Source organism: Chroococcidiopsis sp. SAG 2025 (assembly GCF_032860985.1).
In the GTDB taxonomy this organism is placed as follows: domain Bacteria; phylum Cyanobacteriota; class Cyanobacteriia; order Cyanobacteriales; family Chroococcidiopsidaceae; genus Chroococcidiopsis.
In genome coordinates, this window is record NZ_JAOCNC010000001.1 from 5,971,775 (window position 1) to 5,997,503 (window position 25,729).

The 25,729-nt window shown below is 42.5% G+C and carries 31 protein-coding genes, 1 other RNA gene and 1 pseudogene; 21 read left to right on the forward strand and 12 right to left on the reverse strand.

Going from position 1 to position 25,729, the window contains the following annotated elements; all coding sequences use genetic code 11:
- Positions 1-19 precede the first annotated feature (19 nt).
- From N4J56_RS29225 to N4J56_RS29260, 9 genes and pseudogenes are all read left to right on the forward strand, one after another.
- Positions 20-802, forward strand: coding sequence for an ABC transporter permease (locus N4J56_RS29225; protein WP_410500629.1), 783 nt, complete (start codon positions 20-22; stop codon positions 800-802).
- Positions 803-956: 154 nt separating this feature from the next.
- Positions 957-1,199 (forward strand): annotated as a pseudogene (locus N4J56_RS29230) (Zeta toxin family protein); the annotation flags it as partial.
- A 1-nt stretch (position 1,200) separates the two neighbouring features.
- Entirely contained in the window at positions 1,201-1,410 is a 210-nt protein-coding gene (locus tag N4J56_RS29235; RefSeq protein ID WP_317109696.1) for a hypothetical protein, read from the forward strand.
- 20 nt (positions 1,411-1,430) lie between these two features.
- Entirely contained in the window at positions 1,431-1,769 is a 339-nt protein-coding gene (locus N4J56_RS29240; RefSeq protein ID WP_317109697.1) for a hypothetical protein, read from the forward strand.
- A complete protein-coding gene (locus N4J56_RS41370; protein ID WP_410500631.1) occupies positions 1,727-1,897 on the forward strand; it encodes a hypothetical protein in 171 nt (56 codons plus the stop codon). Before N4J56_RS29240 ends, N4J56_RS41370 begins: the two co-directional genes overlap by 43 nt.
- Before the next feature lie 55 nt (positions 1,898-1,952).
- Positions 1,953-2,423: a GNAT family N-acetyltransferase gene (locus N4J56_RS29245; RefSeq protein ID WP_317109698.1), complete on the forward strand. Its 471-nt coding sequence runs from the start codon at positions 1,953-1,955 to the stop codon at positions 2,421-2,423.
- 33 nt (positions 2,424-2,456) lie between these two features.
- Positions 2,457-3,539 (forward strand): ABC transporter permease, encoded by a 1,083-nt coding sequence (locus tag N4J56_RS29250; RefSeq protein ID WP_317109699.1) that lies wholly within the window; start codon positions 2,457-2,459, stop codon positions 3,537-3,539.
- 440 nt (positions 3,540-3,979) lie between these two features.
- The gene (locus N4J56_RS29255) at positions 3,980-4,870 is read left to right on the forward strand and encodes a 2OG-Fe(II) oxygenase (protein ID WP_317109700.1); all 891 of its coding nucleotides are present in this window, start codon (positions 3,980-3,982) and stop codon (positions 4,868-4,870) included.
- Positions 4,871-5,073: 203 nt separating this feature from the next.
- Positions 5,074-5,778 carry a methyltransferase domain-containing protein gene (locus N4J56_RS29260; protein ID WP_317109701.1) on the forward strand — a complete coding sequence of 235 codons (705 nt, stop codon included), beginning with the start codon at positions 5,074-5,076 and terminating at the stop codon, positions 5,776-5,778.
- Between the two features lie 275 nt (positions 5,779-6,053).
- Here N4J56_RS29260 and N4J56_RS29265 read toward each other — a convergent pair whose 3' ends face one another.
- From N4J56_RS29265 to corA, 5 genes are all read right to left on the reverse strand, one after another.
- Positions 6,054-6,473 (reverse strand): DUF2358 domain-containing protein, encoded by a 420-nt coding sequence (locus N4J56_RS29265; protein ID WP_317109702.1) that lies wholly within the window; start codon positions 6,471-6,473, stop codon positions 6,054-6,056.
- A gap of 23 nt (positions 6,474-6,496) precedes the next feature.
- Complete coding sequence (locus N4J56_RS29270; RefSeq protein WP_317109703.1) at positions 6,497-7,651, reverse strand: glycoside hydrolase family 10 protein; 1,155 nt, start codon at positions 7,649-7,651, stop codon at positions 6,497-6,499.
- A gap of 3 nt (positions 7,652-7,654) precedes the next feature.
- The gene (locus tag N4J56_RS29275) at positions 7,655-8,473 is read right to left on the reverse strand and encodes a DUF1206 domain-containing protein (protein WP_317109704.1); all 819 of its coding nucleotides are present in this window, start codon (positions 8,471-8,473) and stop codon (positions 7,655-7,657) included.
- A 203-nt stretch (positions 8,474-8,676) separates the two neighbouring features.
- Positions 8,677-9,126, reverse strand: an RNA gene (gene rnpB, locus N4J56_RS29280) — RNase P RNA component class A.
- Between the two features lie 70 nt (positions 9,127-9,196).
- Positions 9,197-10,366, reverse strand: a complete 1,170-nt coding sequence (gene corA / locus N4J56_RS29285; RefSeq protein ID WP_317109706.1) for a magnesium/cobalt transporter CorA — start codon at positions 10,364-10,366, stop codon at positions 9,197-9,199.
- Between the two features lie 122 nt (positions 10,367-10,488).
- Here corA and N4J56_RS29290 point away from each other — a divergent pair, with 122 nt between their 5' ends.
- The 6 genes from N4J56_RS29290 to ureG all read left to right on the forward strand — a co-directional run bounded on the left by N4J56_RS29290 (position 10,489) and on the right by ureG (position 15,912).
- Entirely contained in the window at positions 10,489-11,193 is a 705-nt protein-coding gene (locus N4J56_RS29290; RefSeq protein ID WP_317109708.1) for a hypothetical protein, read from the forward strand.
- A gap of 53 nt (positions 11,194-11,246) precedes the next feature.
- A complete protein-coding gene (locus N4J56_RS29295; RefSeq protein ID WP_317109710.1) occupies positions 11,247-11,411 on the forward strand; it encodes a hypothetical protein in 165 nt (54 codons plus the stop codon).
- Between the two features lie 126 nt (positions 11,412-11,537).
- Positions 11,538-12,674: an IS4 family transposase gene (locus tag N4J56_RS29300; protein ID WP_410500401.1), complete on the forward strand. Its 1,137-nt coding sequence runs from the start codon at positions 11,538-11,540 to the stop codon at positions 12,672-12,674.
- A 176-nt stretch (positions 12,675-12,850) separates the two neighbouring features.
- Entirely contained in the window at positions 12,851-13,738 is an 888-nt protein-coding gene (locus N4J56_RS29305) for a pentapeptide repeat-containing protein (protein ID WP_317109712.1), read from the forward strand.
- Positions 13,739-13,892: 154 nt separating this feature from the next.
- Positions 13,893-15,227, forward strand: coding sequence for an alkaline phosphatase PhoX (locus tag N4J56_RS29310; protein ID WP_317109713.1), 1,335 nt, complete (start codon positions 13,893-13,895; stop codon positions 15,225-15,227).
- A gap of 91 nt (positions 15,228-15,318) precedes the next feature.
- A complete protein-coding gene (gene ureG / locus N4J56_RS29315; RefSeq protein ID WP_317109714.1) occupies positions 15,319-15,912 on the forward strand; it encodes an urease accessory protein UreG in 594 nt (197 codons plus the stop codon).
- A 66-nt stretch (positions 15,913-15,978) separates the two neighbouring features.
- Here the strand turns inward: ureG and N4J56_RS29320 are convergent, their stop codons facing one another.
- The 3 genes from N4J56_RS29320 to N4J56_RS29330 all read right to left on the reverse strand — a co-directional run bounded on the left by N4J56_RS29320 (position 15,979) and on the right by N4J56_RS29330 (position 18,521).
- Positions 15,979-16,953, reverse strand: a complete 975-nt coding sequence (locus N4J56_RS29320) for a DUF1517 domain-containing protein (RefSeq protein WP_410500383.1) — start codon at positions 16,951-16,953, stop codon at positions 15,979-15,981.
- Positions 16,954-17,263: 310 nt separating this feature from the next.
- Positions 17,264-18,328, reverse strand: a complete 1,065-nt coding sequence (locus tag N4J56_RS29325; RefSeq protein WP_317109717.1) for a PotD/PotF family extracellular solute-binding protein — start codon at positions 18,326-18,328, stop codon at positions 17,264-17,266.
- Complete coding sequence (locus tag N4J56_RS29330; RefSeq protein ID WP_317109719.1) at positions 18,297-18,521, reverse strand: hypothetical protein; 225 nt, start codon at positions 18,519-18,521, stop codon at positions 18,297-18,299. Before N4J56_RS29330 ends, N4J56_RS29325 begins: the two co-directional genes overlap by 32 nt.
- Positions 18,522-18,532: 11 nt before the next feature.
- Between N4J56_RS29330 and N4J56_RS29335 the strand changes: the two genes are divergently transcribed.
- From N4J56_RS29335 to rd, 4 genes are all read left to right on the forward strand, one after another.
- Complete coding sequence (locus tag N4J56_RS29335) at positions 18,533-19,069, forward strand: alpha/beta hydrolase (protein ID WP_317109720.1); 537 nt, start codon at positions 18,533-18,535, stop codon at positions 19,067-19,069.
- Positions 19,066-19,272, forward strand: a complete 207-nt coding sequence (locus N4J56_RS29340; protein WP_317109722.1) for a hypothetical protein — start codon at positions 19,066-19,068, stop codon at positions 19,270-19,272. Before N4J56_RS29335 ends, N4J56_RS29340 begins: the two co-directional genes overlap by 4 nt.
- 120 nt (positions 19,273-19,392) lie before the next feature.
- The gene (locus tag N4J56_RS29345) at positions 19,393-20,184 is read left to right on the forward strand and encodes a ChaB family protein (protein WP_317109723.1); all 792 of its coding nucleotides are present in this window, start codon (positions 19,393-19,395) and stop codon (positions 20,182-20,184) included.
- Positions 20,185-20,260: 76 nt separating this feature from the next.
- A complete protein-coding gene (rd, locus tag N4J56_RS29350) occupies positions 20,261-20,422 on the forward strand; it encodes a rubredoxin (RefSeq protein ID WP_015152638.1) in 162 nt (53 codons plus the stop codon).
- Here rd and N4J56_RS29355 read toward each other — a convergent pair.
- Complete coding sequence (locus N4J56_RS29355) at positions 20,419-21,930, reverse strand: ABC transporter ATP-binding protein (RefSeq protein WP_317109725.1); 1,512 nt, start codon at positions 21,928-21,930, stop codon at positions 20,419-20,421. The two genes, rd and N4J56_RS29355, sit on opposite strands and share 4 nt — an antisense overlap.
- Positions 21,927-22,997 (reverse strand): BMP family protein, encoded by a 1,071-nt coding sequence (locus N4J56_RS29360; protein WP_317109726.1) that lies wholly within the window; start codon positions 22,995-22,997, stop codon positions 21,927-21,929. Before N4J56_RS29360 ends, N4J56_RS29355 begins: the two co-directional genes overlap by 4 nt.
- Before the next feature lie 156 nt (positions 22,998-23,153).
- Between N4J56_RS29360 and N4J56_RS29365 the strand changes: the two genes are divergently transcribed.
- Positions 23,154-23,648 carry an ureidoglycolate lyase gene (locus N4J56_RS29365; protein ID WP_317109727.1) on the forward strand — a complete coding sequence of 165 codons (495 nt, stop codon included), beginning with the start codon at positions 23,154-23,156 and terminating at the stop codon, positions 23,646-23,648.
- Between the two features lie 4 nt (positions 23,649-23,652).
- On the opposite strand, the gene N4J56_RS29370 is transcribed toward N4J56_RS29365, so the two are convergent.
- Positions 23,653-24,630: an NAD(P)-dependent oxidoreductase gene (locus N4J56_RS29370; RefSeq protein WP_317109729.1), complete on the reverse strand. Its 978-nt coding sequence runs from the start codon at positions 24,628-24,630 to the stop codon at positions 23,653-23,655.
- 70 nt (positions 24,631-24,700) lie between these two features.
- Here N4J56_RS29370 and N4J56_RS29375 point away from each other — a divergent pair, with 70 nt between their 5' ends.
- Positions 24,701-25,069: a DUF1823 family protein gene (locus N4J56_RS29375; RefSeq protein WP_317109730.1), complete on the forward strand. Its 369-nt coding sequence runs from the start codon at positions 24,701-24,703 to the stop codon at positions 25,067-25,069.
- Here N4J56_RS29375 and N4J56_RS29380 read toward each other — a convergent pair whose 3' ends face one another.
- Complete coding sequence (locus tag N4J56_RS29380) at positions 25,070-25,639, reverse strand: DUF4126 domain-containing protein (protein ID WP_317109731.1); 570 nt, start codon at positions 25,637-25,639, stop codon at positions 25,070-25,072.
- Between the last annotated feature and the right edge of the window lie 90 nt (positions 25,640-25,729).

The window sequence follows — 25,729 nt, forward strand, 5'->3', positions numbered from 1 at the left end:
GATCGATGACAGCCTTAACGTGAATCGATACTTAGATGTAATTAAGTTATTGTGGAGTGCTGCGATCGCGGCTGAGTTAGAATACCGCGCTAATTTCGTTTTAGCAACCCTCACCAGCCTCGGCAATCTTGCAGGCAGTTTATTCGGACTTTTCCTGTTCTATCGCACCGGTTATACTTTTGAAGGCTGGCAATGGCAAGAAGCCTTAATTGTCTTGGGAGTTTTTACTTTACTTCAAGGCTTTTCCAGTACGTTTCTCTCACCTAATCTCAACAGAATTGTCACTTACGTTCAACAGGGAACGTTAGATTTTGTCCTGTTAAAACCGATTAACAGCCAGTTTTGGCTTTCCACCCATACTCTTTCCCCTTGGGGTGTCCCAGATATTCTTTTTGGTGCAGCGATCGTTGGTTATGCTGGTAGTCTACTCGGTTTAACGATTGGTGACTATTTACTAAGTACTATTCCGTTAATATTTGGTTTTATTAGCCTCTACAGTTTATGGTTTATGTTAGGGGCGACAAGTATTTGGTTTGTCAAGATTTATAACGTCACCGAGGTATTAAGGGGATTATTAGAAGCAGGACGGTATCCAATGGTAGCTTATCCAATTGCCTATCGTTTCTTCTTTACCTTTGTCGTTCCCGTAGCTTTTCTCACCACAGTTCCAGCCGAGACAATGTTAGGCAGAGTTCAGATAGGCTGGGTAATTGGTGCGGGACTGTTAGCACTATGTCTATTTGCGATCGCTACTGTATTTTGGCGATTTGCCTTACGGTTTTACACCAGTGCTTCAAGTTAATCTGATGAATGATGCTGTATTTTTTCATATATTATCCGAACTGACGATTTGCTAACATGCACTAAAATGCCAAATCTTTATATTATTGGTGGTGCAAATGGTGCAGGAAAAACCACTGTGTCAATGAGATTGTTGCCAAGCCTAGAATGATACCTTGGCAGTAGAACGGGTAGCAAGACGAGTAGCTAGTGGCGGACACTCGATCTCAGAAGTAGTAATTCGGAGACGCTATGAGAGGGGAAGGAGAAATTTAGTTTCTTTGTATTTACCTTTATGCGATGGTTGGATGATTTATGACAACTCTAGTTCGTTTTCTAAATTGGTAGCCGAACGTATTATCGCTCGACAACCTACAATCTATGAAGAAGAGACTTGGAGAAAGATTTTGGAGGAGTGAAATGACTGAAGAAGAAATGAAGCAAATGCACGAAAAAATTGATACTGGAGTCAAAGCAGCGATCGCAGCAGCAATTGAGAAACACCGCAAGTTAGGCGAATCAATTAGCATCATCCAAGATGGAAAAGTAGTTACTTTGACGGCTGACGAAATTCCAGCCATAAAACTAATACACAATAATGCAAAATCCATAAATGAAGAGAAAAGTTAGGTATGGGGATAAATGGGGAATTGAAGCAAGTATCTCCCTACTTACTGGAGAAGTTAAAAGAATATCCAGACTTTGCAGAATTATTTTTCAATGCCAAGTACTTACCGGACTCTCCCTTCTGGCTAGAATTTACAATTCAATCAGACAATCCAGATGATGTTGATTGGTTTGAGGAGTTTTCAAACTTTGCAGCAGAGACAATAGAGAAGTTAAAGCAGAATAAGCCAAAAGAATTTGAACTACTTCGAGAAGAAATTCCCATGATTTTGAATGAAGGTAAAGGCAAATATTTAGAACTTGAAAAAATTGGAGAGCAATACATCGGTTACTCACAGGTTATGATGAATCGTTTTGCCTAGAGTTTTTGGTTGGTATAAATCAGAAGGATTGTCTACCTTCTATTAATGCTATCCTAAGTGGATTAGAAATAGAATATGACATGGCTTACGGCAATGTACGCTACTTAACTGCTGTAGAAGTTAAGTAAATAGCTGAAGCTCTAACAGGCTTTACCCATGCTCCTGACTTAAAACAAAGAAGAAATGAAAATTGATTTTCAAGTTGCCGAAGCTTCTGATGTAGAAATATTGATAAATTTTATTAGAGAATTTTGCGAGTTTGACAGTTATATATTTCAAGAAAATAGCATCTGCGCTACATTATTAAAGCTTCTGCTCGATAATGATTTGGGTCGAGTGTGGTTAATTCGTAAAGGTGAAGAGGCGATCGGCTATATTGTTATTACTTTCGGCTACAGCTTAGAATATCGAGGTAGAGATGCATTTATTGATGAGTTTTATATTAGAGCCAGCGATCGCGGGCAAGGAATAGGTAAACAAACGATCCAATTTCTGGAAAAAATTTGCTCCGAACTAGAAATTAATGCTTTACACTTAGAAGTCGACCGGCACAATACAAAAGCACAAAATTTCTACCGTCAGGTGGGTTTTGTAGACCAAAATCGATACTTAATGACTAAGTTGAGCGTCCAACAATATGAGCCGATCGCCTAGCCGCACGGTTAAGATCGATAGGTGTAGCTCCTGATGCAGAAGATATTGAGGCAAATCCTGGCAGTTTTCCCATCTTTGCTACCTCCAGTAGTCGCGATCGCTTCCGCATTAATCGTGGGTGCGGGATTAATGCTTGTTGCAGGCGCAAATCCAATCGCGGCTTATACGGCTTTATTTCAAGAATCCCTTTCTACATATTTCGGTTTTGGCAACACGCTGACAAAAATGGCTCCCCTGCTACTAACTAGTTTAGGAGTATTGGTAGCTTTACGGGCAGGACAATTTAATATTGGTGGTGAAGGACAGATTTATATGGGAGCCTTGGGTAGTGCGATCGCGGGATTATCTATCAAAGGTATACCTGCATTAATTCACGTCCCTTTAGCACTACTAGCGGGTTTTCTCTTTGGGGGAATTTGGGGTTTAATTCCTGGTTACCTTAAAGCAGTACGGGGAGTTAATGAAGTCATTACTACGCTGCTGCTCAATTATATTGCTTTTAACTTAGTCAGTTACCTCGTTCAAGGACCGTTAATGGCTCCTAATGCACCTAGCCCTTATTCTCCCATCATTGCCCGCTCTGCCCAATTGCCGATTATTCTACCAGGTAGTTTAGCCCATGCAGGAATTTTAGTCGGACTCGTAGCGGCTGGGGTGTTATGGGTACTGTTACAGCGATCGCCTTTTGGTTATCGTACCGCCGCCGTGGGGATGAACCCAATTGCAGCCCGTTATGGTGGTATATCGGTACAACGTACCATCATGCTCGTCATGGCGCTGGCGGGTGGTTTGGCGGGGTTGGCTGGTGCATCGGAGGTGATGGGGTTGAAATTTCGCCTATTCGAGCAAGTTTCACCTGGTTACGGCTTTGATGCGATCGCGATCGCTTTTTTGAGTCGCGGTAGCGTTCTCGGAGTTGTTCTCACTTCTCTATTTTTTAGCGCCCTCCGTAGCGGTGCAAATGTCATGCAACGCAGCGCAGGTGTTCCCGTAACGATTGTTTTTGCTATTCAGGGGTTAACCGTGTTGTTCGTGGCTATTAGCCAGCGTTGGTTAGTTAAACCACCGCGGAAAGAAAGCATTGTTCAAAAAGTTTCTCCTGCTAACGAATCGTAAAATTGGCGATCGCAGAGCTTAACGGTGCAGTGAATGACGCGATGTTTTCTCAAGACTTCACGAGTTATTCGTAACAATATATTACATCTATGTGAAATTGAGCTATATTTCGCGGAATTTGCTTATGACAAACAGTATTTTAACTAAATCCACCTCTAGCAAGCGCGCATGACTTCCATTCACATAAAATCTCGTTTACAGCGAGTACAGCAAAAGTAAGCATCGATCGCTCTCACATGCATTCTCAACTTGATTTTAGAGCGGCGATCGTCAAGCACTTCATCGTTTCTTCAACTTAGATTTACACTCACTTTATCTCCAATCTCTATCCAAAGAGGTAGTTTGAGTGTATGTTAGAATTTATACCTAATATAGAAATAATCAATTAGCCCTGTTAAACAAACACTTTTAAATCAAGAGTAAGCGTATAAGTAACTGAAATGCTCATAACAAAAAGAATACATCAAGTACGTAATAAAATCTTAAGAAAGATTTTCGATACTCCAGTATTTACAATTCCCTCAGAACTTGCTTATAAAGAGGCAGTTGAGCAGCATACTCATAAGTTACCCGGACTTACTCCCAACGATTCTCAGATTGTTAAGACTCTCAAACAGGAAGGAATTTTTATAACTTCCTTAGAAGCATTAAATATTGCTTCTACACCTTCAGTTCTGGCAGCTGTAAAAAAAGTACTGCCAACCTTACGAAACGTTTTACCCAGTAACAAACAAGAATTTGCCATTCACGCCAGCAACGCGCAAGTTATGGCACATCCAGAGCTTTTCCTCTGGGGATTAGAAGATAGATTGCTGGATATTACCGAGAATTACATTGGTCTACCGATCGCATATCACGGTGTATACTTTCGGAAAGATTTAGCAAATGATGTCAAAATTAAATCAAGGCTTTGGCACATAGACACGGAAGATCGCTGTGTCTTTAAAATTATCATTTACTTAAATGATGTCAGCGAAGGTAATGGTCCTTTTCAATATATTTCTAAACCTTTGACTGCGCTTTTATCTAGTTCGCTGGGATACAAACATGGCTACCTACAAGATAAAACTGTAGAACCAATTATTCCTCAATCTGAATGGATCTCATGCACTGGTGCGGCTGGTACAGTAATTCTAGTAGATACTGGTAGCATTTTCCATCGAGGTAAAGTGCCGGAAAATAGCGATCGATTTGCTCTCTTTTACGATTACAGTTCGAGAGAACCGAAATATCCCTATTACTGCAAGTCTTCTCTACCGCAAAAAGATTTACTTACCTTGATGCTGAGATTATCCACACATCAACAGGATTGTCTTTGGGGTGTTGACTAGCCACGATGAGGCGATCGCATGTATGAAGCTTAATTAGCAGTTATTTTAACATCTCATCCACTGGCTATATCGATGGCGAGATGTATTAGGTGTGCTAAAAGTTCAAAGCGATCGCCTCGATCTGGACTATTTAAATAATTGGGCTGCAACGCTAAAATTAGAAGAATTATTGATGCAAGCGTTGCAGCAATCGGGATTGAGTGATGGTTGATATATCTGCACGACATCAAGCACTAGTCGATCGCCTCAAACAACAAGGATGCATTCGTACTCCTCGCGTAGAAGCTGCTTTTCGTAGCGTACCGCGTCACTTATTTCTTCCAGGTGTTTCAATAGAAACAGCCTATACAGATGAAGCGATTATTACCAAGCTCTTGAACGGCGAACCAATCAGTTCTGCATCTCAGCCATCAATTGTAGCAATTATGCTAGAACAATTGAACGTACAAAAGGGCGATCGCGTATTAGAAATTGGTGCGGGAACGGGTTATAATGCTGCTCTGATAGATTATCTAGTTGGCGATTTCGGTCAAGTTATTACCCTCGATATTGATGCAGATATTGTAGAAAATGCCCGTCAGCATTTATTGACTGCTGGTTGCGATCGCGTGCAAGTTATTTGTGCTGATGGTGGTTTTGGTTATCCTGCTGCTGCACCATACGATCGGATTATTCTCACAGTTGGCGCTGGGGATATTTTACCTGCTTGGCAACAGCAATTAAAACCTAGTGGGCGGTTATTATTGCCTTTAGCACTTACAAAAAACGTACAACTGTCTGTTGCTTTCGATAGAGTAAATAGTTATTGGGAAAATGATTCTGCTGCAAATTGTGATTTTATGAAACTGCGTGGTGCTTTTGCTGAGTCACAAGAAAAGGAGATAAATAGTAAGGCTGTAGGCTTTTAAAAAGTACTGATTCAAGTTAATAATATTTATCCTTTGCTCGAACCTTTACCTCTCGATTTGTTATTAAGTATATACAATTTGATAAATTTTGGTCATGCTTCTTTGAAGGATTTGAAGATTAAAGCTTATTATCAAGACATTGATTACATGCCAAAAGCAAAGGAAACTGTCATTGGTAAAAATTGGACAAAGCTTGTATTGTCGTGGCAGTAGTGTTTAGATTGAACGCAGATGAACGCAGATGTTGTGTATAGCTTTCTCGGAGGATAGGCAGATTAATTTTTTTGAAAGAACTGTTGTAATATCTCTTTTGGTGGGCGATCCCAGGTGTCGATATGTTCGTAAATTAAACCATCTTCATTTAATTTGTAGTTAGAATAGCCGTTAAAAAACACTTTGGGTTTCCAAGGTAGCCGTAATATTCCTCGAACAGTCCAAGTTGCTAGAATCGTCTGTTCGTCTTTCTGATGTATGTCGTGTAAGTCAAAGTAGATTTCTGTGAAAAATAATTTGGCGTGAAATCGTAATGTCCAAAAAATAATTCGATAATTGAATTTATATTTAAATTTATTGACTGGGTCTTGAAAGTAAATATTTTGTGTATAGATATCGTAGGAAATATCTCGTTCAAACAGAGTTGGTAAATCGTGCTTGAGCGTGGCAATATTTTGTTGTACTTGTGCTTGGTATTCCATGCGCCCCTACAAATATTTTGTCCTTAAAAGCGATTCTGCCACAATTTGAATAAATTCTGAATTCCTCTAGCTACCGAAGAACCAGCGTTCTCAGGCTGGGGCTGGGCAAGGTTGGCAACAGCGGGAAAGGCAGCAGATTTCGCATAAGCACCGTTACGTAAAACTTTAGCTAAAGCATTATTATCCGATCGCAAGCCTTCGTAAAAGAAAAATACTTCTCCGTTAATACCACAATAACGATTGTGGGCGATCGCCTGCGATAAATATTGAGGAGACATGCGGTACGAACTAATATTGAGTAAAACACCTGGAGCGACTCGCGATCGCTGTTGTGGGGTAACTTGTTCTCTGACAAGGCGATCGATAATCTGTTTGTAGCTGTTGAAATCGCGGCGATAAGCTTGGGGGTGGAGTAGATCGACTAATCCTCGTTGCAGCCAAGTTTGAGAATCTTGCAGATATTCTTTATAACCCCAGTCGTAGATACTAGGAGCCATTGATATGAGTAAATTGGGATTAACGGCTTTGACTTCTCGATTCAGACGGGCGAGAAAGTTAGTTAAAATATCTGCCCGCCATTGCAGCCAACGCCGATCTTGGGGGTTTGAGGGGGGTTGACGGCGAAATTTTTGGCGATAGCGGGCTACAGTTCCCGCGTCGTAGCCGCCTTCACAGGGCATAGCAGGAATGCGATCGTCGCCTTGAATGCCATCTATATCGTAATTATTGACAACTTCTAAAATTAAACTCAGCAAAAAATCTTGTACTTGGGAGTCGAGGGCATTCATCCACTCGAAACCATTCTTTTTCAGTAAATTACCGTTACAGTCGCGGGCTGCCCATTCCGGTTTTTTTGCTAATAACTGTCCTCCGTTTTGATTGTAGGAACTCGCAAAACCATATTCAAACCAGGGAATAACTTTAAGTCCGACTCGTCTTGCTTCAGTCACCAGTTCGGCTAACGGATCGCGATTGGTGTAGCGCGGATCGATCGCCAAGCCAAACTGCGATCGCATCACTTGACTGGGATAAACTGTAGCTCCTTTACTCCACACAACGGGGAACACCACGTTAAATCCCGTCGCTGCCAAGAAATTCATCGCCTCGGCAATATTAGCTTGAGAGTCGAGAACTGCACTATCGGTATTGGTAATCCAAATTCCTCGTATTTCACTCACGATTTAATCTACTTTCAATCGGCGATATCGTGCTTGCAACACCATATAAATACTGTAAGCAATTAATCCCAAAGCTACAATTCCTAAAATCCACTTCCCAAAAGGTTGTTGGGATAACACCTGTAGCGCCTCACCCAGTCCTCTTGCTTCGTTAGGGTTATTATTTCTTGCCGCTTGGATCAGAAAAAAGCCGATCGCGCAAAATACGACTCCCCGTGCTGCCGTGCCAAATCCACTAATCCCTAATACCCATTTTTGCTCAGTTTCACTTAATTGATGCAGATCCATTTCTTTACGAAATTTAGCCTTAAAAGCGCGATAAAACTGATAGAAACCCATCCCAATAATAAACGCGCCTACAGTTCCAACCAACCATTGTCCGAAAGGTTGGGAAAGTAGCCTTGCCGTCCAATCTTGTGTAGAATTACCCCCTCCTCCACCGCCAGTTCCTGCAACTAATTGAACGGCAGTAAAAGCTAAACTAGCGTATATAACACCATTAATTGCATAACCAAGTCGCTGAAAAATTCCTTTAGCATTTGTGCCTTTATGTTCGGGATCTTTAATTGCCTCGACGAATCGCCAAAGTGCATAACCAAGTAAACCAAGAGCGATCGCAGCTAGTAAAAATTTTCCGAATGGCTGAGTTAATACCGTTTGTAATGCACCTTCGGTATCTGTTGTTTTTCCACCTGCGCCAAAAGCCGCTTGTGCTGCCAACAATCCAACAATACCGTAAACCACTCCCTTAGCTGCATAACCAAATCTCGCCAGTCGCTCCACCCAAGTTGAAGGGTCTTGCCTCGTCAGCTGTTGTGTCATGGTACGTAGTAGAACTCATGTAAGTTCTTTAGCAGCAAAGCATTAATAATTACATCTATCCAAGTGTTTAGCTACGATTTCGATAGCTCGTTGCTTGGTCAGTTGTTGGGATCGATACAAGCGCGATCGCAAATATTATGCCAACTGCTAATTGTAATAAATCCATAGGGGCGCAAAGATGTGCGCCCCTATAGATCGTAATGCTGAGAGAGCAGGACATAAGCTGGATTCTGTTTTCTGCTGCATCAACGCGATCGCATCTCTACATACAGAAGGCAGTTATCTATCTGGGATGCCTGTCACCAGACACCTCTAGCGGTACACCAATAGCGGAACTGGTAAAAGACCAACCGTAGTTCCTCCGACCTTGCTCCCAACCGGGGTTTACCGAGCCAGCACCTCTCGATGCTGCTGGTGCGCTCTTACCGCACCTTTGCACCCTTACCAAATGAGTAGTGAGGGTTGAGAGTTGAGAGTTGAGGGTTTTTCCCTACTCCCTACTCCCTACTCCCTAGCATTGGCGGTATCTTTCTGTGGCACTATCCTCACGATCGCTCGCACTGGGCGTTACCCAGCAAGTTTGGTCTTTCGGGAGTCCAGACTTTCCTCAGACCATCTGTAAAAGCTGGCTGCAACTGCCTGCGCCTACTCTCTCTAGATCTAGTGTAATGGTCATTTGTCATTTATCATTGGGAAGTGAGCCGATTAGTAGTGACTTCCGACTTACCACTTACGACTTCTTGTTGACGTTCTATCCTTGACATCAGAGAAGTTTTCAAACCAACCTCGCCGCCAGAAGAAATAGATGAGTCCAGCAGCGGTTGCTACCATAGCTGCCAAGCATAAGGGATATCCCCAGTACCAATTTAATTCCGGCATATTCCAGGGAGATTTTTCCGTGTTAAAGTTCATACCGTAGACCCCAGCAATGAAAGTTAAGGGAATAAATATAGAAGAAACTACCGTCAGCAACTTCATGATTTCATTCATTTTGTTACTCACGGCTGATAGGTAGACATCCATTAGACCAGAAGTTAATTCGCGATAGGTTTCTACCATGTCTAAAATTTGTACGGCATGGTCGTAACAGTCGCGTAAATAGACTTGGACGCGATCGCTAATTAAACTGTCATTATCATCGCGGATCAGCATGGCGATCGCATCTCGTTGAGGCCAAATTGACCGCCGCAAGCTGAGTAACTCTCGTCGGACGCGATAGATTTTATTTAAAGTTTGCCGCGTTGGTTTAGTAATAACTTCGTCTTCTAAGTCTTCCATCTGTTCTCCGTATGCTTCCAGTACGGGAAAAAAGCCATCAATAATTGAATCTATGAGCGTATAGGCTAGATAATCTGCTCCCAGCTTGCGGACGCTACCTTTGTTGTAACGAATTCGCTGGCGTACCTGTTCAAAACAGTCATGTTCTGGTTCCTCTTGGACTGTGAGTAGGTAGTGTTTTCCTAAAATAAAACTGACTTGTTCGCTATGAAAACCACCACTTTCTTTTGGTATCACCATCCGTGCGATCATGACTAAATGATCTTCGTAATCGTCTTCTACTTTGGGACGTTGCGGCACGTTGACGATATCTTCTAAAACCAATGGATGCAGATTAAAAACTTGTCCCAATCTTTGTAAGATATCTTCGCTACCTAAGCCTTGCACGTCAACCCAAGAGACAGATTCGGTGTCCAGATAGGGAAGGCATTCTTCTGGCGTGGCTAAGGTTTGGCGTGTTGCGTCTGCTTCGTTGTAGTCAATTAAAACGATAACTGGTGGTTGAGCATCAACCCCAATATTCAAAGTTCCTGGTAGACTACCTGGTTTGTCGTAAAAGTAGTCAAAGTGAGGCTGTGTGTCTGGTTTAGCAGCACGAATACGAGATTTTGTCATGAACGAGATGCGTGCGGGACTCCATCGCGATCTTAATCCTTATGATGCGTTTAGGTTGTGTTACGATCGTGCTTTCTTATCACCGGAACAGTATAAACTGGAGCGATCGCGCTGTTCGATCTATGGAAAACTCGTCCTTATTCACTCAAGTCCTACAATCTTTAGAGCAAAATGAAGATGCAGCTCGAATTAAAAAACTAGTTTTCTACGTAGTCAAAAAAAATTGGGCTAGAGACCAAAATCAGTTAGATAGTATAAGTTTGACCGATCTCGTGCAAGACTTAGTTACTATCTATTCAGATATAGAAAGCTTGAACAAAAATGTTTATAGAATGGCACAAACTTTAAATAAGCCAGAGCAGTATTTAAGTGTTGCTAGTACGATTATTACCGAAGCGCAAATTTTATACGATTTTGAAAAAAATAAACTAAGTTCTGAGTCCGATCTAATTACTGTTCCGTTAGTCACGACGGTGCGTCAAGAGGCTCCTGTGATTCCAGATCTTATTCCAACAGCATCTATACCAACTAAGAAAAAAGTTGAGCCATTTGAAATACGCTTAAAGGTAATGATTCAAGCTAATCCCTTACAAGCAAAAATATTATTATTTTCGGTATTAGAACATCAATTTGATTGGAGTCAACAAGATTGGGCGGCTTTACGCAGCACAGAGCTATATGAATTAATTCGTACTATAACTGATACCTGTCAATCTTTTGAAGCTTTGGTTGACACTCTCAATTCAACAGCTCGAAAACTGAATAAACCACACGATTATTCGGCGATCGCTAATATTATTAGTCAAGCGCTTAAGCCCATATTTTAATTTTTAATTTCTGACTTTGATTGTACTGTCACAATATTTACTACACATAATTTATGGATGCCAATGAACTTATACAACGGTATGCAAATGGAGAAATTGATTTTAGCGGTTTGGAATTAAAAGGAATTAATTTATTTAGTGCAGATCTCGTTAGTATTAATCTGATTCAAACCGATTTACGTAGCACTACGGTTCAGTTAAGGCTCAAAGTGTTGTAAATTAAGCATTGTTCCCAAGAATGGAAAGTGAGTGTAGTGCATCTGAAGGATTTCTCATTGTTGTCTCCTACGATACAAAGTAGTGATGTGTTCAAAGCGATAGAGGCAGCCATCCCATCCACGGAGATCGAGCAAGCGATCGCTAAAACTAAAGTTTGTGAACAACGTAAACGCTCGTTACCAGCACAATTGGTAATTTGTTTGGTAATTGCGATGAGTCTGTGGTCACGAGATTCGATGAGAGATGTGCTGAAAAACTTAATTGATGGGCTGAGCGAAGCATGGGTGAAAGTGGGGAAATACTGGCGAGTTTTTTGTAAATCAGCAATAACGCAAGCCCGACAACGATTAAGTCCAAGGGTGATGAGTCAATTGTTCCATCAACTGGTGCGACCAATGGCTAGCACCGATACCAAAGGAGCATTTCTCAATGGATTGCGAATTGTGGTAATTGATCGGACTTGCTTCGATCTGCCAGACAGCGATGAAAATGCGAGAGTTTTTGGTCGTCCGAGCAGCCGTCCTGGCACACAAGCCGCATTTCCCAAACTGCGATTAGTCATTTTGGTAGAAGCAGGAACACATTTAATCTTTGATGCATTGATGTGTCCATATCGAATAGGAGAACGAGTGCGGGCATTAAGATTATTACGCTCCGTGAGTTCAGGGATGTTGTTGATGTGGGACAGAGGGTTACATTCTTATGCAATGGTGCAAGCAACTGTCACAACTGGTAGCGATTATTTAGGAAGAATTCCCGCAAATGTCAAGTTTTTGTGCGAAGAACCACTGGCGGATGGTTCTTATCTGAGTTGGATTTATCCACCTGCTAAATTCCGCTCAAAAGCTTGCCAGCCCATACAAGTCCGAGTGATTGAATACACAATTGGTAATACCGACAACCCAGAGGAACAACTAAGATATCGCTTAATTACCAGCTTATTGGAATTGGAGAAATTTCCGGCTCAACTACTGGCGATTGAATATCATCAACGCTGGGAAGTAGAAAATACTATTGATGAACTCAAAGTACATTTATCAGGACGAAAAACTCATATTCGCTCTCAAAAACCGCGTGAAGTTGTGCAGGAAGTTTACGGGTGGTTGTTAGGACACTGGGCTGTGCGGTTATTGATGTTTCAAGCTGCAAAGAGCGCGGGTATCACTCCTTTGCGTCTGAGTTTCACTGGGACATTGCGAGTTATTCGTCGTGCTATCCCGAAATTTCAACGCTTGCAATCACAAGAACTCCCCTTTTTTTAAGTTGGTTAACTGTAGAGATTTTAGACACTCTGTTACCTGAACGAGTTTCTCGTACCAATCCCAGAGTTGTAAAAAAACCTGTATCCAAGTTTCGCTCAAAAAAGCCAAGACATCGAGCCACCCCCTCCCGAACCAATCCTCCTATTTTCTTTATCCTCAGCACAGCGTAGCCTTAAATGAACCGTATTGATTTACGTAGTGCCAATTTAATTTTTGCTTATTTAAATAGGGCGCAGTTACATAAAGCTAATTTAAGTAGTACAAAACTAAGTGGCGCTAACTTAACGCAAGCTGATTTACGCGAAATCAAGTTACAGGATGCCGATTTACACGGAGCAATTTTACAGGGTGCAGATCTACGCAGTGCCGATCTGAGGCTAGCTAATCTACTCGATGCAAATTTGATCGATGCAGATTTACGTAATGCCAATTTGAGCGGTGCTAACTTAACAGGTGGCTGTCTTCGCGGTGCTAACCTCAGACAAGAACAAAAAGAATATGCAGCTAATTTACGCAGTGCAAGACTATTTCAAGCTGATTTGCGGGGTGCAAATATGGCAGGGGTAGATTTGTCTGGAGCCGATTTGCGCTGTGCTAATTTAGTTGAAGTTAATTTGCGGGGTGCTAATCTTTACGGTGCTAATTTAAGTGAAGCTAATTTATCTGATGCATTTCTCAGCGATGCTAATTTAGATCGGGCGATCTTAAGAGAGGCGAATTTAAGTAATACTAAACTCGAACGAGCGTTGTTGAATGAAGCAGATTTAACTCGTGCCAATTTAAGCCATGCGATCGCATCTGATAGTAAATTAACTAAAGCAAACCTAAGTCATGCTAATTTGACTAAAGCAAGAATGAATCGAGTCGATTTAAGTCGAGCTAATTTACTAGCAGCAGTATTAATTGATAGTTCGTTAATTGAAGGATTTTTAGCGCGGACAAACTTAACCAATGCTAACTTAGAGAACGCTAACTTATTTAAAGCTGAAATCAGTAGTGCTAACCTCACAGGGGCAACCTTACACGGTGCGACAATGCCAGATGGTAGCACGAACAGTGGGTAGCGATCGCCATAAATTACAGGTGAAAAAATATTTTGTTCGTTCTAAAACATAATCGTTTTACCATTAAACCTTAACTGGAAATTAATTCAGCCTTTGTCTGCTTTTGAGCCGCGTCAACTAAGCTGTGGACGCAGGCTTAAGGTTAGATAACAAAATGAGTATATCGCGGCGTTCTTTTTTTGTTTTAGCAGGTGCTAGCACCGCAGGAACGATTTTAGCAGCACCATTAAAAGAACTCTATGCTAGACAGGCTCGCGGTGAATCTATTAAAGGCATAGGATACAGTTCGCTGCAATCAGATCCAAATGGCTTGTTGGATTTACCATTTGGTTTTCAATATCGAGTTTTTTCCCGCACTGGTGACATCATGAGCGATGGTAAACCCGTACCTGGCGACCATGATGGGATGGCTGCTTTTCCTGGAGCGCAAGGCACTACTATTTTGGTACGCAATCACGAACTCAGTCCAGATGAAGTGACGAAACCAAAAGTTGACGCGCCAGCAGAAAAACAGTACGACAGTTTATGCCGTGGTGGTACTACAACACTGATTGTAGGACGGAATCGGGAACTGATAAAAGATTTTGCTTCCCTAGCTGGGACTTATCGAAATTGCGCTGGCGGACCCACCCCTTGGGGTAGTTGGATTAGTTGCGAAGAAAATACTTCTACTCCCGCAGATAATCAACCTGGCGCTGTCACTAATGTCTCTAAGCTGCACGGCTATAACTTTGAAGTACCGAGTAGTGCTACGGAACCTGTCAATCCGATTCCGTTGGTGGCGATGGGTCGATTTAATCATGAAGCAGTTGCGGTAGATCCTAAATCTGGCATTGTCTATCAGACGGAAGATAGGGGAGATGGTCTGTTTTACCGCTTCATTCCCAATTTTGCTGGGAACTTGCAAGCAGGTGGAGTGCTGGAAGCACTGAAGATTAAAGATATGCCGCAGGCAATTACCAAAACTAATTTTCCTGTAGGACAACCGATGGCAGTTGAGTGGGTACGCATCGACGATGTAAACCCCGTTAAAGATACCGTCAGAGTTGAAGGTTTTGCCAAAGGCGCAGCACAGTTTTCCCGTGGGGAAGGAATTTGGTACGGCAATGGCGAATTATACTTTTGCTCTACTGATGGCGGTGAATTAGAACTCGGTCAAGTTTGGCGTTACGTTCCTAATAACTCTCGGCATGGTAGTACGCTCGAACTATTTGTAGAGCCAAACGAACAAAATACTTTAGATGGACCTGATAATGTCGTTGTCTCTCCTTTAGGCGATTTATTTATCTGCGAAGATGGTGAAGGCGAACAATTTGTAGTCGGCATTACTCCCCAAGGAGAACTCTACGATTTCGCTCGCAACGCACTTAATGAAAGCGAGTTTGCTGGAGCCTGTTTCTCGCCCGATGGTAGAACGATGTTTGTCAATATTCAAGACCCTGGCATCACATTCGCGATTTGGGGTCCTTGGCGCAAGTTTGGTAAATAAACAGCGATCGCCACGGGATAAATAGGATAATTTGTTTAAATCTAGTGCCTAGCCTCAGTCTAGGCACTGTTTTTTACAGAATAAAACCAATATGAGTGCATTTCGAGTTGGTGTAGCTGGTCCTGTCGGTTCGGGGAAAACAGCCTTAGTCGAGGCGCTGTGCAAGCACTTGCGTCAGCAATACAACATTGCGGTAGTGACAAACGATATCTATACTCAAGAAGACGCTCAGTTTTTGGTACGCGCTCAAGCACTCTCAAGCGATCGCATTTTAGGTGTAGAGACTGGCGGTTGTCCACACACGGCGATTCGCGAAGATGCTTCAATGAACATAGCCGCGATCGAACAGTTAGAACAAAAATTTCTCAATCTGGACTTAGTATTTCTAGAAAGTGGTGGTGATAACCTCGCAGCTACTTTTAGTCCTGAGTTAGTAGACCTGACAATTTACGTGATTGATGTGGCAGCAGGTGATAAGATTCCCCGTAAAGGTGGACCAGGGATTACCAAATCAGATTTGTTAGTGATTAATAAAACCGACCTCGCTCCTTATGTTGGAGCCGATTTGAGCGTTATGGAACGAGATGCGAAGAAAATGCGCGGCGATAAACCGTTTATTTTTACGAATCTGAAAACTCAGGCTGGACTAACAGAGGCGATCGCATTTATCGAGAGTTATATCTAAATATAAATACAAACGTTAGGGGCGCACAGCCGTGCGCCCCTACAAATTTATTCAATGCTGCAAATCTTATACCAGTTTCAGATCTGCATATTCTGCTAGAACATCATCAGAACTGAGGGTGTCACCTTCAGCTTGAGGTGTCCATAACACTTCAATCGCCAAGAGTTTATCGCTAGGAATACTACCAAACTGACGTAGAGCTTGACGCAAATCGTCAGTACTATTGATTGCTGGTATTTGCAATTTACCCAAAGTCGCTGCAATCAGAGTGACGACGATGTATTCACCAGGATCTTTCACGGCTAAATCGCTACTACCAGAGCCGTCACCTGCTGGTAATTCTGCTTTAGGCGTTGCAGCCTTGAGCTGATTGTTGACGTTGGAAAGAGTTTCTTCGCTAAACTTGCTGCGTTCTGCCAAGGATAAACGGTTAAACTCAGCTTCTGCACCCGTCAAGCGAGATTGCTGAGTGCTACCACCAGCATAGACCCAGTATTCGGGGTGGCGTAACAGAGCTAAAGAAGCTTCTTGCAATACTTGTACTCTACCTTCAGGCGAGTTAGTATCGGCGAGTTCGGCAATCCGGTTGAGTTCAGCCTGTAAGCCTCTTGCTTCAGCCAACAAACCGACTTGTACGCGAGTGACACTGACAGTAGGATTACTATCGTATTCTAATTCCTCTACGCTACCCCCACTACTAGCACGCCGGAAGGCTTGTAGCATAAAGTTGGCGATCGCAAAAAAGATCAGGATCGTAAACAAGCCACCAAAGCCGCCGCCGATGCCAAAGAAGGGAAACAAGAAAGGAAATCCAAATCCGCCACCAGGATAGGGTGCGTAGTAGCCACCGCCACCACCAGGAGCGTAGGTTCTAGGAGTAGAGTAGCCACGGCTAGGCGCTCTAAAAGAGCCACCACCAATCCGACCGCCACTAGCTGCTAACGCACTATCCACATGACCAAACGCTAAAGTAGCGATTAGACCGAATACGAACAAAGATTTTATCAACGGTTTCATGACTGAAAGCAGTTTATTACGCATATCTCACTGCCCGAAAAACAATATTGACTTTGGTTTATTTCCTTTAGGGTAATACGATTTGCCCTTAGTAATAACTCCAAATGATTTGCAGTTGCTTATAGCGTTTAATTCTGACACCGTGCTAGCTATTTGCTTTGCACCAACTACATCTACTAATTTATCGTTTCTAACCCAGCCCTAACCTGTCACTGAGGTAGGATTCCCGTACCTGTTTAGGGAGCAGGGAGCTGGGGGAAGAGAGCAGGGGGAGCTGGGGAGCTGAGGGATCAATTCTAGCCGCTAGCCACTAGTCACTGGTCCCTGATAACTGTCACTGTCCTCGAAACTCGTTCCACAAGGCTACCCAGTCATCGTAGTTAGGTACGGTTTCCCAGAAGTGGATTTGGCTGTAGTAATTTTCGATGTCTTCTAAATGAGAATCTCGGCGCTGTTCGGCGGTGAGTAGCGGTAAAACTTGCTGGGAAACAGCCCAATAACCAGTAACCTCTGTCATGGGTTTCTGAGCTTCTCCCCTCAGCATATAATTCATCCAGGCATGGGCGATTTCTTTGTTAGAAGAGCCTTTGAGCAACATCCAAGAATCGCTCCATCCAGTTGTCCCTTCTTGAGGAATGGTCGCTCCTACAGGAAAGTTAGCGCGTTTTAGTTCTTCAATTGCTACGGGCCAACCCCACGCTAGAGCAATTTCTTTATTTAAAAAGAGTTGGGCTAACTCTCCTTGGCTGTTCCAAAATTTTCTGACCTGCGGGCGCAAGCGAAAAAGATCGGGTTTAATTTCTGTTGCCAACTGGTCTTTGCTAATGTCGTAGATATTAGAGCTACCTTTCCACAACGCAACATCAGCATTGAAGATGGGGTAGTCAGGTAGAGAAACTTTACCTTGATATTCTGGTTGATAGAGGACATCCCAGCTTTTCGGTTCAGATTTGACTACGGATTTGTCGTAAATTAAAAAATCTGGTCCCCAAGCAATCGAAACACCATAGGCTTGACCGTCAAAGGTGTTATACGCTGGCTGCTGAAAAATTGGGAATAAATCTTTGTAGTTGGGGACTAAACTTAAATCGATCGCCTCTACTAAATTGGCATCATACAAGCGTTTGGTTAAGTCTCCCGAAGCAGTGACGAGATCGTATGTCTTGCCTTTACTGGCTTTAATCTTGGCATAGATCTCATCAGAGGAGCCTGCATAAGTTGGGATGACTTTACAACCATATTTCTGCTCGAATGGTTTGGCAAAAGAGGCATCCATATATCCCTCCCAGCCAATGATTCGTAAAGTGCAGCTTTTGGCTTGGGCGATTTCAGGAAAGGACAGACACGCTACCAGTACGAAACAAATGCTAACGATACTTGCTATCAGTCGCTTCATCATAACTGTCTTTGATTCTGAGTGAGTCACGCGATCGCATTCCACCACAAAATTCAGTGGTAGGGTTTGTAATACGATAAGCGCCGCATTTAGTTAAGGTAATAGTTTTTTCGATTTTCTTATCATCTGAATGGGAATCGCGATCGCCAAAAAACTCATACCGTACATCAGAAGCTAAGCTAGACTTATCCCTCATAGTAAGCTGCGATGAAATTCACGCGATCGCAAATCGGGTTCTTATCAAGTCTCTTTCTGGCTTTTGGTTGGGGTGCTACCATACCAGCAGCTACAGCAGCCGAGACGGTGACTTTTCGTCTAGGCTCGTTCGAGCAGAAAATCGAAATGAAGGATTTAGAGCGCTTTGCCAAGAAGGGAAAGTTATCGGGTAGCTTGCAACTCTACGCACCTTGGCTGACGGATGATGTGAGAGATACGTTAAATCGCCGTTTAGACCTCGATCCGAAAAAGTTTGACCGTTCGATGAAACGCTGGCAAAGTTCTGCTAGTGGGAAACAACTGCTAGCTGCTTTAGGGTTAGCTTTTCCTGACATGACAGTAGAGCAATTACACGCTGCTGTTTCTCTTGCCTCGCGAGAATACGATGGCATGAATATTATCAATCTATTGCGTTCTTATCCCGAAGAAAACATTACTGTGGATTTGAGCCAAGTTGCCGGATTGGATTTATCCAATTTGCGATCGCCCGCTGCATCGGATGAGGTAGATTCAGAAAACCGCAGATGAAAAAAATCAATCGCTCTACGAAATCGCAAAATTTAGCTTTACGTTTATTTATAATTCTTTTACTGACCGCGATCGCGATTTGGGTGTTGCGCGGCTTGGGAATTATCACGTTTCTCCCTGGTGGTATCATTTGGATTTTACTGTTAGTGGCGATCGCAGTGGGTATTTTCAGCCGTTTTCAAAGAAGGTGGGTTCGCTTCTAGTCTGCAATTGAACTCAATGTATAAACTTTGCTAATCAACCCTAAGGGCGACGGCACGGAATTTAGAGGTTGGTATTCTCCTAAATGAAATAGCGTGAAAAATCTGTTCTAGGAGAACAAAATGACAGCGACAGGAGAGCAAACCCAACCAGCAGTTACAATGGCTGAGCGGACTGTTTCGGCAATTTTCAAAGAGAAGGAACAAGTCGATAATGTCATCCGCCGTTTGCTAGATCGGGGTGTTTCCCGCGATGACATTTCTGTAATCGGGAAAAACTTCCATTCAGAAACTAAAATTGCTGGCTTTCTGACGAAGAAAGATGTGATTTTAGGTGGCTTGAAACAAGGAGCAATTTTTGGCTCCTTATTTGGTTCGGCTCTTGGTTTGCTGACAGGAGTAGGAGTGTTATTTGTACCTTTTGTTGGTACGCTGGTAGCAGCAGGTCCCATTGGTGCGGCTTTGTTAGGTGCTGCGACTGGTGCGATCGCCGGTAGTGCGGGTGCGGGTTTAGCTTCTGCTTTGGCGACTCTAGGAATGCCAGAAGATAAAGCAACAATTTACCAAACTCGCATCGAAGCGGGTGACTTTATGGTAGGTATTGAGGTTCCAGCAAATAAATCTGGCGAGATTCAGCTATTACTTGAAAGTGCTGGTGGTGAGGAAGTACATATTAATGAAACGCCTCTACCGCGCTTTGGAAAAGGACAAATTGAAGATTCTAGCCATTTGTCTCCCGAAATCCGTTCTCATCTATCGGAAGACGCACAAAGACTGTTTATTGCTAACTACAACAGCGAACTCGCCCAATCTGGCGATGAATCTAAAGCCGAACATCATGCTTGGGATGTAGTGCGCGAACAGTTCGAGCAAGATGAAAACGGCATCTGGTCTAAATCAAAAATGACCGTATAATTGCATTTTATATCTCTTAGGGGCGCATAGTTGTGCGTCCCTACAGCATCTACAATTGAATTGTAGGATAGAACAAATGCAGAAATATATATGTAGCGTCTGTGGTTACATTTACGATCCAGAAGCAGGCGATCCAGAAGCAGAAATAGAACCAGGTACGCAATTTGAGGATATCCCAGACGATTGGGTGTGTCCAGTTTGTGCGGCTGCAAAAGAGATGTTTGAACCAGAAAACTAGGCCGGGTTTGCTTTTTCTCCAGCCATTAATAATCCAATTGTTTCTATTGTCGCCCTTTCCCGATCTAAAACATCGATAAATTCGCCCCGATATATGACTGCTATGCGATCGCTTATTGCCAAGACTTCCTCTAATTCTGTGGAAATATAGAGAATAGCCGCACCGCGATCGCGTTGAGATAATAACTGTTGTTGTACTGCTGCTGTCGCCCCTACATCTAGCCCCCGCGTCGGTTGCATGGCGATAATTAATGATGGTTCCCGATCTAACTCTCGTGCTAAGACAACTTTCTGCTGATTTCCCCCTGATAGCTGACTTATCTTCACATTACTATCAGAAGCGCGAATATCAAATTGCTGAATTTTAGTCTCGGCAGTTTTCTGAATTATCTGTTTTTGTAGAAAGAAACGTCTCACAAAAGGTAACTTAGTAAAAGCTTTTAAAATTAAATTATTCGCAATACTAAACCCCATTATTAAACCCATTGTTTGACGATCTTCAGGGATATATCCTATTTGTAATTCTCGCACTCGCTTTTGAGTATCCCATAACGTCACGTCTCGTCCATCTAACAAAATTTTTCCAGCTTTTACAGAACGCAAACCCGCGATCGCATTTGCTAATTCTCGCTGTCCGTTACCATCAACTCCAGCAACACCTAGAATTTCACCTGCATGGAGTTGAAACGAAATATTTCTGACCGCAGCAACACCGCGATCGTCTTCTACTTGTAAAGATTGTACAGATAATATTTTTTTTCCTAGAGAAGTCGCAGATTTATGTAACTGTAAAACAACTTCTCGCCCTACCATTAATTCTGCTAACTGTTGTGAACTAGAATCTTTTGTCGTAGTATTTGCTACGACTTGACCTCGCCGTAATATAGTTACGGTATCGCATAAACTTATAACTTCTTCCAGCTTGTGGCTAATAAATATAATTGTTTGTCCTGTTGCTGCTAGTTGCCGTAAAATTACAATTAAAGATTCAATTTCTGACGGTGTGAGTACGGCTGTCGGTTCATCTAAGATTAACACCCGGGCTTTACGGTACAAAGCTTTCAGGATTTCTACTCGCTGTTGTACCCCTACTGGTAAATCTCCTACTTTTGCTTTTGGATCGACTTCTAAACTGTAAGCTTGAGATAACTCAGTAATTTCTTGTTGCTTATGTCGCAAATTTAAATTAAACCGATCGCCTGTTCCCAAAATAATATTTTCCGTGACCGATAATTGCGGTACGAGCATGAAATGTTGGTGAATCATGCCAATCCCAAGTTGAATTGCCTTACTAGAGGAATTAATTTGAACTGGTTTATCTTCTAAATAAATTTGCCCGGCATCTGGTTGATAAAGTCCGCTGAGAATATTCATTAAAGTTGACTTACCCGCGCCATTTTCTCCTAAAAGTGCGTGAACCGTTCCAGTAGCAACGCTCAAACTAATGTTATCGTTAGCAACAAACGAACCAAAGCGTTTAGTAATCCCTTCTAGGCGTAAATAAGTCATGTCGATGCTGTCTTCACACAGCGCGTTTCCTTACCACCTTCCTGACAACTTTCAAACGTAATTTTATTATCAATAATTGCTTGTCTAGTACTAAGAACCTGTTGTTGCAATGCCTCTGGAACCATTTGACCGAATTTGCCTAAATTTAAAATATCTGGTCTTGCTAAACCGAGGGCATAAGTTTGACCTTTAATTTGACCGTTTTTTGCTTGTTCAGCAAGAAATGCGATCGCTAAATCGATTCGCTTTAAAGCACTTGTTAAAACTGCTTTTGGTGCAATATTTAATTGATCTGTCGTATTGCCAAAAGCATATATTCCTTTATCGCTAGCTGCTTGTAATACTGCTGGAGACGAATTATCTAACCATTGATAAATCACATCTGCACCCGAGGAAATAATTGCCAAAGTTGCTTCTTTTGCCCTAGCAATATCATTCCAGTCACCTGTAAAGCTAGAACTAATTTGTACGTTAGGTTTAACAGATTTTGCCCCTAACTCAAACCCGCGTAATTCTTGTAGTGTCGCTTCAAAAGATTGTCCGGCTAAATAAGCTAATCTATTAGATTTTGTCATTGATGCCGCAATGATGCCGCATAAATAACTAGCTTGTAAATGATCGATGCGTAATGCAGCCACGTTTTCTGCATTCACAGAACCATTCACGGCGACAAAAAACGTTTTAGGAAATTGAGTCGCAACTTGTTCCACTGCTGCGTCAAATTGTCCTCCGTGGGCGAAGACGACGTTAAAACCGCGACGGGCGAAATCTGACAAAGCCTCAGCTTGATCTGGTTGCGCAACTTGTTCTACGTAAGCAGTTTCCGCCCCTAACTTTTGTTTGGCGATGTTTACGCCTTCGTAGCCTGCTTGATTCCAAGCTTTGTCCGATCTTACTCCAGGCAGGGCGATCGCCACCTTAAATCCTTCACCACCTCCAGCCGCCGCAGTCGGGCTGTTGCTATCTGTCTGTGTCGAAGTAGGATTGCTACAAGCTTTGAGTAATAAGCTTGTACCCATTGCAGCCGAACCGTAGAGTAACAATTTACGCCGACTGAGTTCTAACATACAGCAATCCCTCTAATTTATGAGTACCAATTTAGTTACTTATACGTTTTTTTTATTAAAAATGGTATTTTATAATACTTTAAAATGGTTTCTCTACTCCCTACTCCCTACTCCCTGCTCCCTGTTATAATTAACAAACCACAGCAGCACAAAGAAATGACTACAGCAAATACAGTACAACAATTACAGGCTGAGTGGGTGACGCAGGAAAAATTTCAGCGTTACGGGCAATTAATTCTTCCCAGTCACGATGGTAAAGCTTACGATTCAAACGATGCTCAATTAAATTTGCAAAATGGTATACCGCGATTTTATATCATGCGGTTACAGCGACGAGGGCGAAAATTTCATACAATAACTCGTCACGTAAAATGCACTCAGTGTTTGGGTGCTTTAGAAGGGAAAGATTGGTTAATTGCCGTTGCACCTCCTAATAATGATGTCAATACACCAGCAATAGAAGAGATAAAGGCTTTTCGGATTCCTGGGAATTGTTTTATTAAATTAGCAGTAGGAACTTGGCACGCTGGACCATATTTCGAGCATGAAGTGGTAGATTTCTATAACTTAGAATTAGCCGATACGAATTTAGTAGACCATTTCACCCATAATTTTCTTCAGAGCGATCGCTTGGAGTTTGAGATTATTTAGCTGTTTATTTTATCTCTATTCCCGCTTGTAATTCCAAAGCTTTAATTGCTGCTGAAGCATTCTCCTCGCCCCAGCCATGATTTACCGCAGCTTTAACTGTTTCGCGGGCAAGTGCGATCGCGGGAATGGGAGAATTATTATCTTGAGCGAGTTGCGCGATTAAATTTGCATCTTTTAACAACCACTTCAAGGCAAAACTCGTACTAAAATCTCTTTTAACTAACGTACTTCCTATCCCATCAAAAATAGGGGATTTAAAATCGGTTACGTGCAAAACATCGAGTACATCTTGAGGATTTAAGCCCGCTTTTTTGGCTAAGATCATCGCTTCTCCAAGGGCTTCAATTTGGGAAATCACAACTGCATTACCAACTAATTTCATCGTCGCACCCATGCCCGTTTCGCCCATATAATGAATGATGGTTTCACTTAAGGGTTCGAGAATGGGTTTGACTTTCTCAAAAACTTCTTTCTTCCCACCAACAACAATCCACAAACCACCAGCCGCAGACTCATTTTTACTGCCAAAAACGGGTGCATCGATAAATTCTACCCCTTTCTCTGCATATGCAGTTGCTTCCCGCCGACTTGTATTTGGATGAACGGTACTCATATCGATCGCAATTTGTCCCTGATGTACCCCAGAAAGAATACCATCTTCACCAAAAACGGTATCTGCGATCGCTGCTTCATTGCTCAAACAATACATGACGATCTCCGCGTTGGCTACTGCTTGTGCTGGAGTGTCGGCTTGACTCGCACCTTTTTCTACCAAGGGAGTGCAGCGATCCGGTGTCCGATTCCAGACTGTAACCGAATGTCCGGCTTGGAGGAGATTACCCACCATCCCGCTACCCATGATCCCTAAGCCAAGATATGCAATCTTCATGAAATTACTCGGTGTGCGATCGTCTAAGAGGAAATCTAGCTCTTTCTCACGAGAATTCTCGTCTACATATTGGGGGATAATTTTATTGGTCATTGGTCATTTGTCATTTGTAACGTACTAATGATCTGCAAACAAATTTTCCAATTTTATGAGGACTGCCTTTATGTCAGTACCACCACTTAACACAGAGACAATCTGGGCGATTCTCAATGAAGAAATTGATGATAATACAGTGAATCAATTAGTTTGGCACTATCTAGGCTACCGTTACAATGAGACAAACAATGTTTGGGATACTACAAATGTAGCTCCAGAATGGCGCGAAGAGTATCCGACTACGCCCCCAGATTTTATTGATAGTCGCCCAGCCAGCGTTAAGCTGACTCGTTCGATTCCGTCAGAAAACAAGCAATTATTAAAAGAACAATTGGGTTTTAAAGGTTACAAAATTGGTGAATTTGGTCCACGTCAAACTCGCCGCGCTACGGTTGCTAATTGGTTACTGAGTTATATGCAATCGCAAAAATCTTGACTAGCGATCGCGTCGCGATTGATATTGCCTGAGATACCATTGCCTTAATTCTTTGTAACTGTTGACAGCTAAACCCAAAAGAATCAGTGCTACGATACCTCCTAATTGTGGTGCTTTCAAAGCTAAATAAACGAGGAAAATACACAAGCTATCTTGCAGAAAAGATAGCCAAAGCGAAAAACGATTCCAACGATAAAACCAACCAGCTTGAATCAGTTGTAGGAGTAAAGCCACAAAGCCGCCAACTATGCCAATTAAAATTTTTGGTACACTTTGAATAGGTGCGATCGCCAGTAAAGCTCCGATAATTGGGCAAAGTGGTAAGTAAGCGATTTGCAGCAAACGCTGACCGAGCAAACTTTTCGAGGCAATTAGCTCGATCGAACAAAGGCTTATCAGTATACCTAACACTACTGGCGGGTAAATATTAGATATGATGGGGACGTTGTACCAATAATTCTCCCCCTGCAACAACCCTAGAACCAGCAAAGGCAAGGTCATTCTAATTCCCGCCGCCGCCGAAATTGAAAGCGCCGCTAAAATTTCTACTATCGCAACATCTAAACTCAATTATCTCCTAAAGTTAGCTATTCTCCTGCCCAAGGTTTTCAAAAAATGTCACGCAAAGACGCAAAGGCGCAAAGCAACCTCTTAGCGTCT

Coding starts and splice junctions, on each gene's coding strand:
- N4J56_RS29235 (WP_317109696.1), top strand. CDS start 1,201: ATGACTGAAGAAGAAATGAAGCAAATGCACGAAAAAATTGATACTGGA.
- N4J56_RS29245 (WP_317109698.1), top strand. CDS start 1,953: ATGAAAATTGATTTTCAAGTTGCCGAAGCTTCTGATGTAGAAATATTG.
- N4J56_RS29250 (WP_317109699.1), top strand. CDS start 2,457: ATGCAGAAGATATTGAGGCAAATCCTGGCAGTTTTCCCATCTTTGCTA.
- N4J56_RS29255 (WP_317109700.1), top strand. CDS start 3,980: ATGCTCATAACAAAAAGAATACATCAAGTACGTAATAAAATCTTAAGA.
- N4J56_RS29260 (WP_317109701.1), top strand. CDS start 5,074: ATGGTTGATATATCTGCACGACATCAAGCACTAGTCGATCGCCTCAAA.
- N4J56_RS29265 (WP_317109702.1), bottom strand. CDS start 6,473: ATGGAATACCAAGCACAAGTACAACAAAATATTGCCACGCTCAAGCAC.
- N4J56_RS29275 (WP_317109704.1), bottom strand. CDS start 8,473: ATGACACAACAGCTGACGAGGCAAGACCCTTCAACTTGGGTGGAGCGA.
- corA (WP_317109706.1), bottom strand. CDS start 10,366: ATGACAAAATCTCGTATTCGTGCTGCTAAACCAGACACACAGCCTCAC.
- N4J56_RS29290 (WP_317109708.1), top strand. CDS start 10,489: ATGGAAAACTCGTCCTTATTCACTCAAGTCCTACAATCTTTAGAGCAA.
- N4J56_RS29295 (WP_317109710.1), top strand. CDS start 11,247: ATGGATGCCAATGAACTTATACAACGGTATGCAAATGGAGAAATTGAT.
- N4J56_RS29305 (WP_317109712.1), top strand. CDS start 12,851: ATGAACCGTATTGATTTACGTAGTGCCAATTTAATTTTTGCTTATTTA.
- N4J56_RS29310 (WP_317109713.1), top strand. CDS start 13,893: ATGAGTATATCGCGGCGTTCTTTTTTTGTTTTAGCAGGTGCTAGCACC.
- ureG (WP_317109714.1), top strand. CDS start 15,319: ATGAGTGCATTTCGAGTTGGTGTAGCTGGTCCTGTCGGTTCGGGGAAA.
- N4J56_RS29320 (WP_410500383.1), bottom strand. CDS start 16,953: ATGCGTAATAAACTGCTTTCAGTCATGAAACCGTTGATAAAATCTTTG.
- N4J56_RS29325 (WP_317109717.1), bottom strand. CDS start 18,328: ATGATGAAGCGACTGATAGCAAGTATCGTTAGCATTTGTTTCGTACTG.
- N4J56_RS29330 (WP_317109719.1), bottom strand. CDS start 18,521: ATGAGGGATAAGTCTAGCTTAGCTTCTGATGTACGGTATGAGTTTTTT.
- N4J56_RS29335 (WP_317109720.1), top strand. CDS start 18,533: ATGAAATTCACGCGATCGCAAATCGGGTTCTTATCAAGTCTCTTTCTG.
- N4J56_RS29340 (WP_317109722.1), top strand. CDS start 19,066: ATGAAAAAAATCAATCGCTCTACGAAATCGCAAAATTTAGCTTTACGT.
- N4J56_RS29345 (WP_317109723.1), top strand. CDS start 19,393: ATGACAGCGACAGGAGAGCAAACCCAACCAGCAGTTACAATGGCTGAG.
- rd (WP_015152638.1), top strand. CDS start 20,261: ATGCAGAAATATATATGTAGCGTCTGTGGTTACATTTACGATCCAGAA.
- N4J56_RS29355 (WP_317109725.1), bottom strand. CDS start 21,930: ATGACTTATTTACGCCTAGAAGGGATTACTAAACGCTTTGGTTCGTTT.
- N4J56_RS29360 (WP_317109726.1), bottom strand. CDS start 22,997: ATGTTAGAACTCAGTCGGCGTAAATTGTTACTCTACGGTTCGGCTGCA.
- N4J56_RS29365 (WP_317109727.1), top strand. CDS start 23,154: ATGACTACAGCAAATACAGTACAACAATTACAGGCTGAGTGGGTGACG.
- N4J56_RS29370 (WP_317109729.1), bottom strand. CDS start 24,630: ATGACCAATAAAATTATCCCCCAATATGTAGACGAGAATTCTCGTGAG.
- N4J56_RS29375 (WP_317109730.1), top strand. CDS start 24,701: ATGTCAGTACCACCACTTAACACAGAGACAATCTGGGCGATTCTCAAT.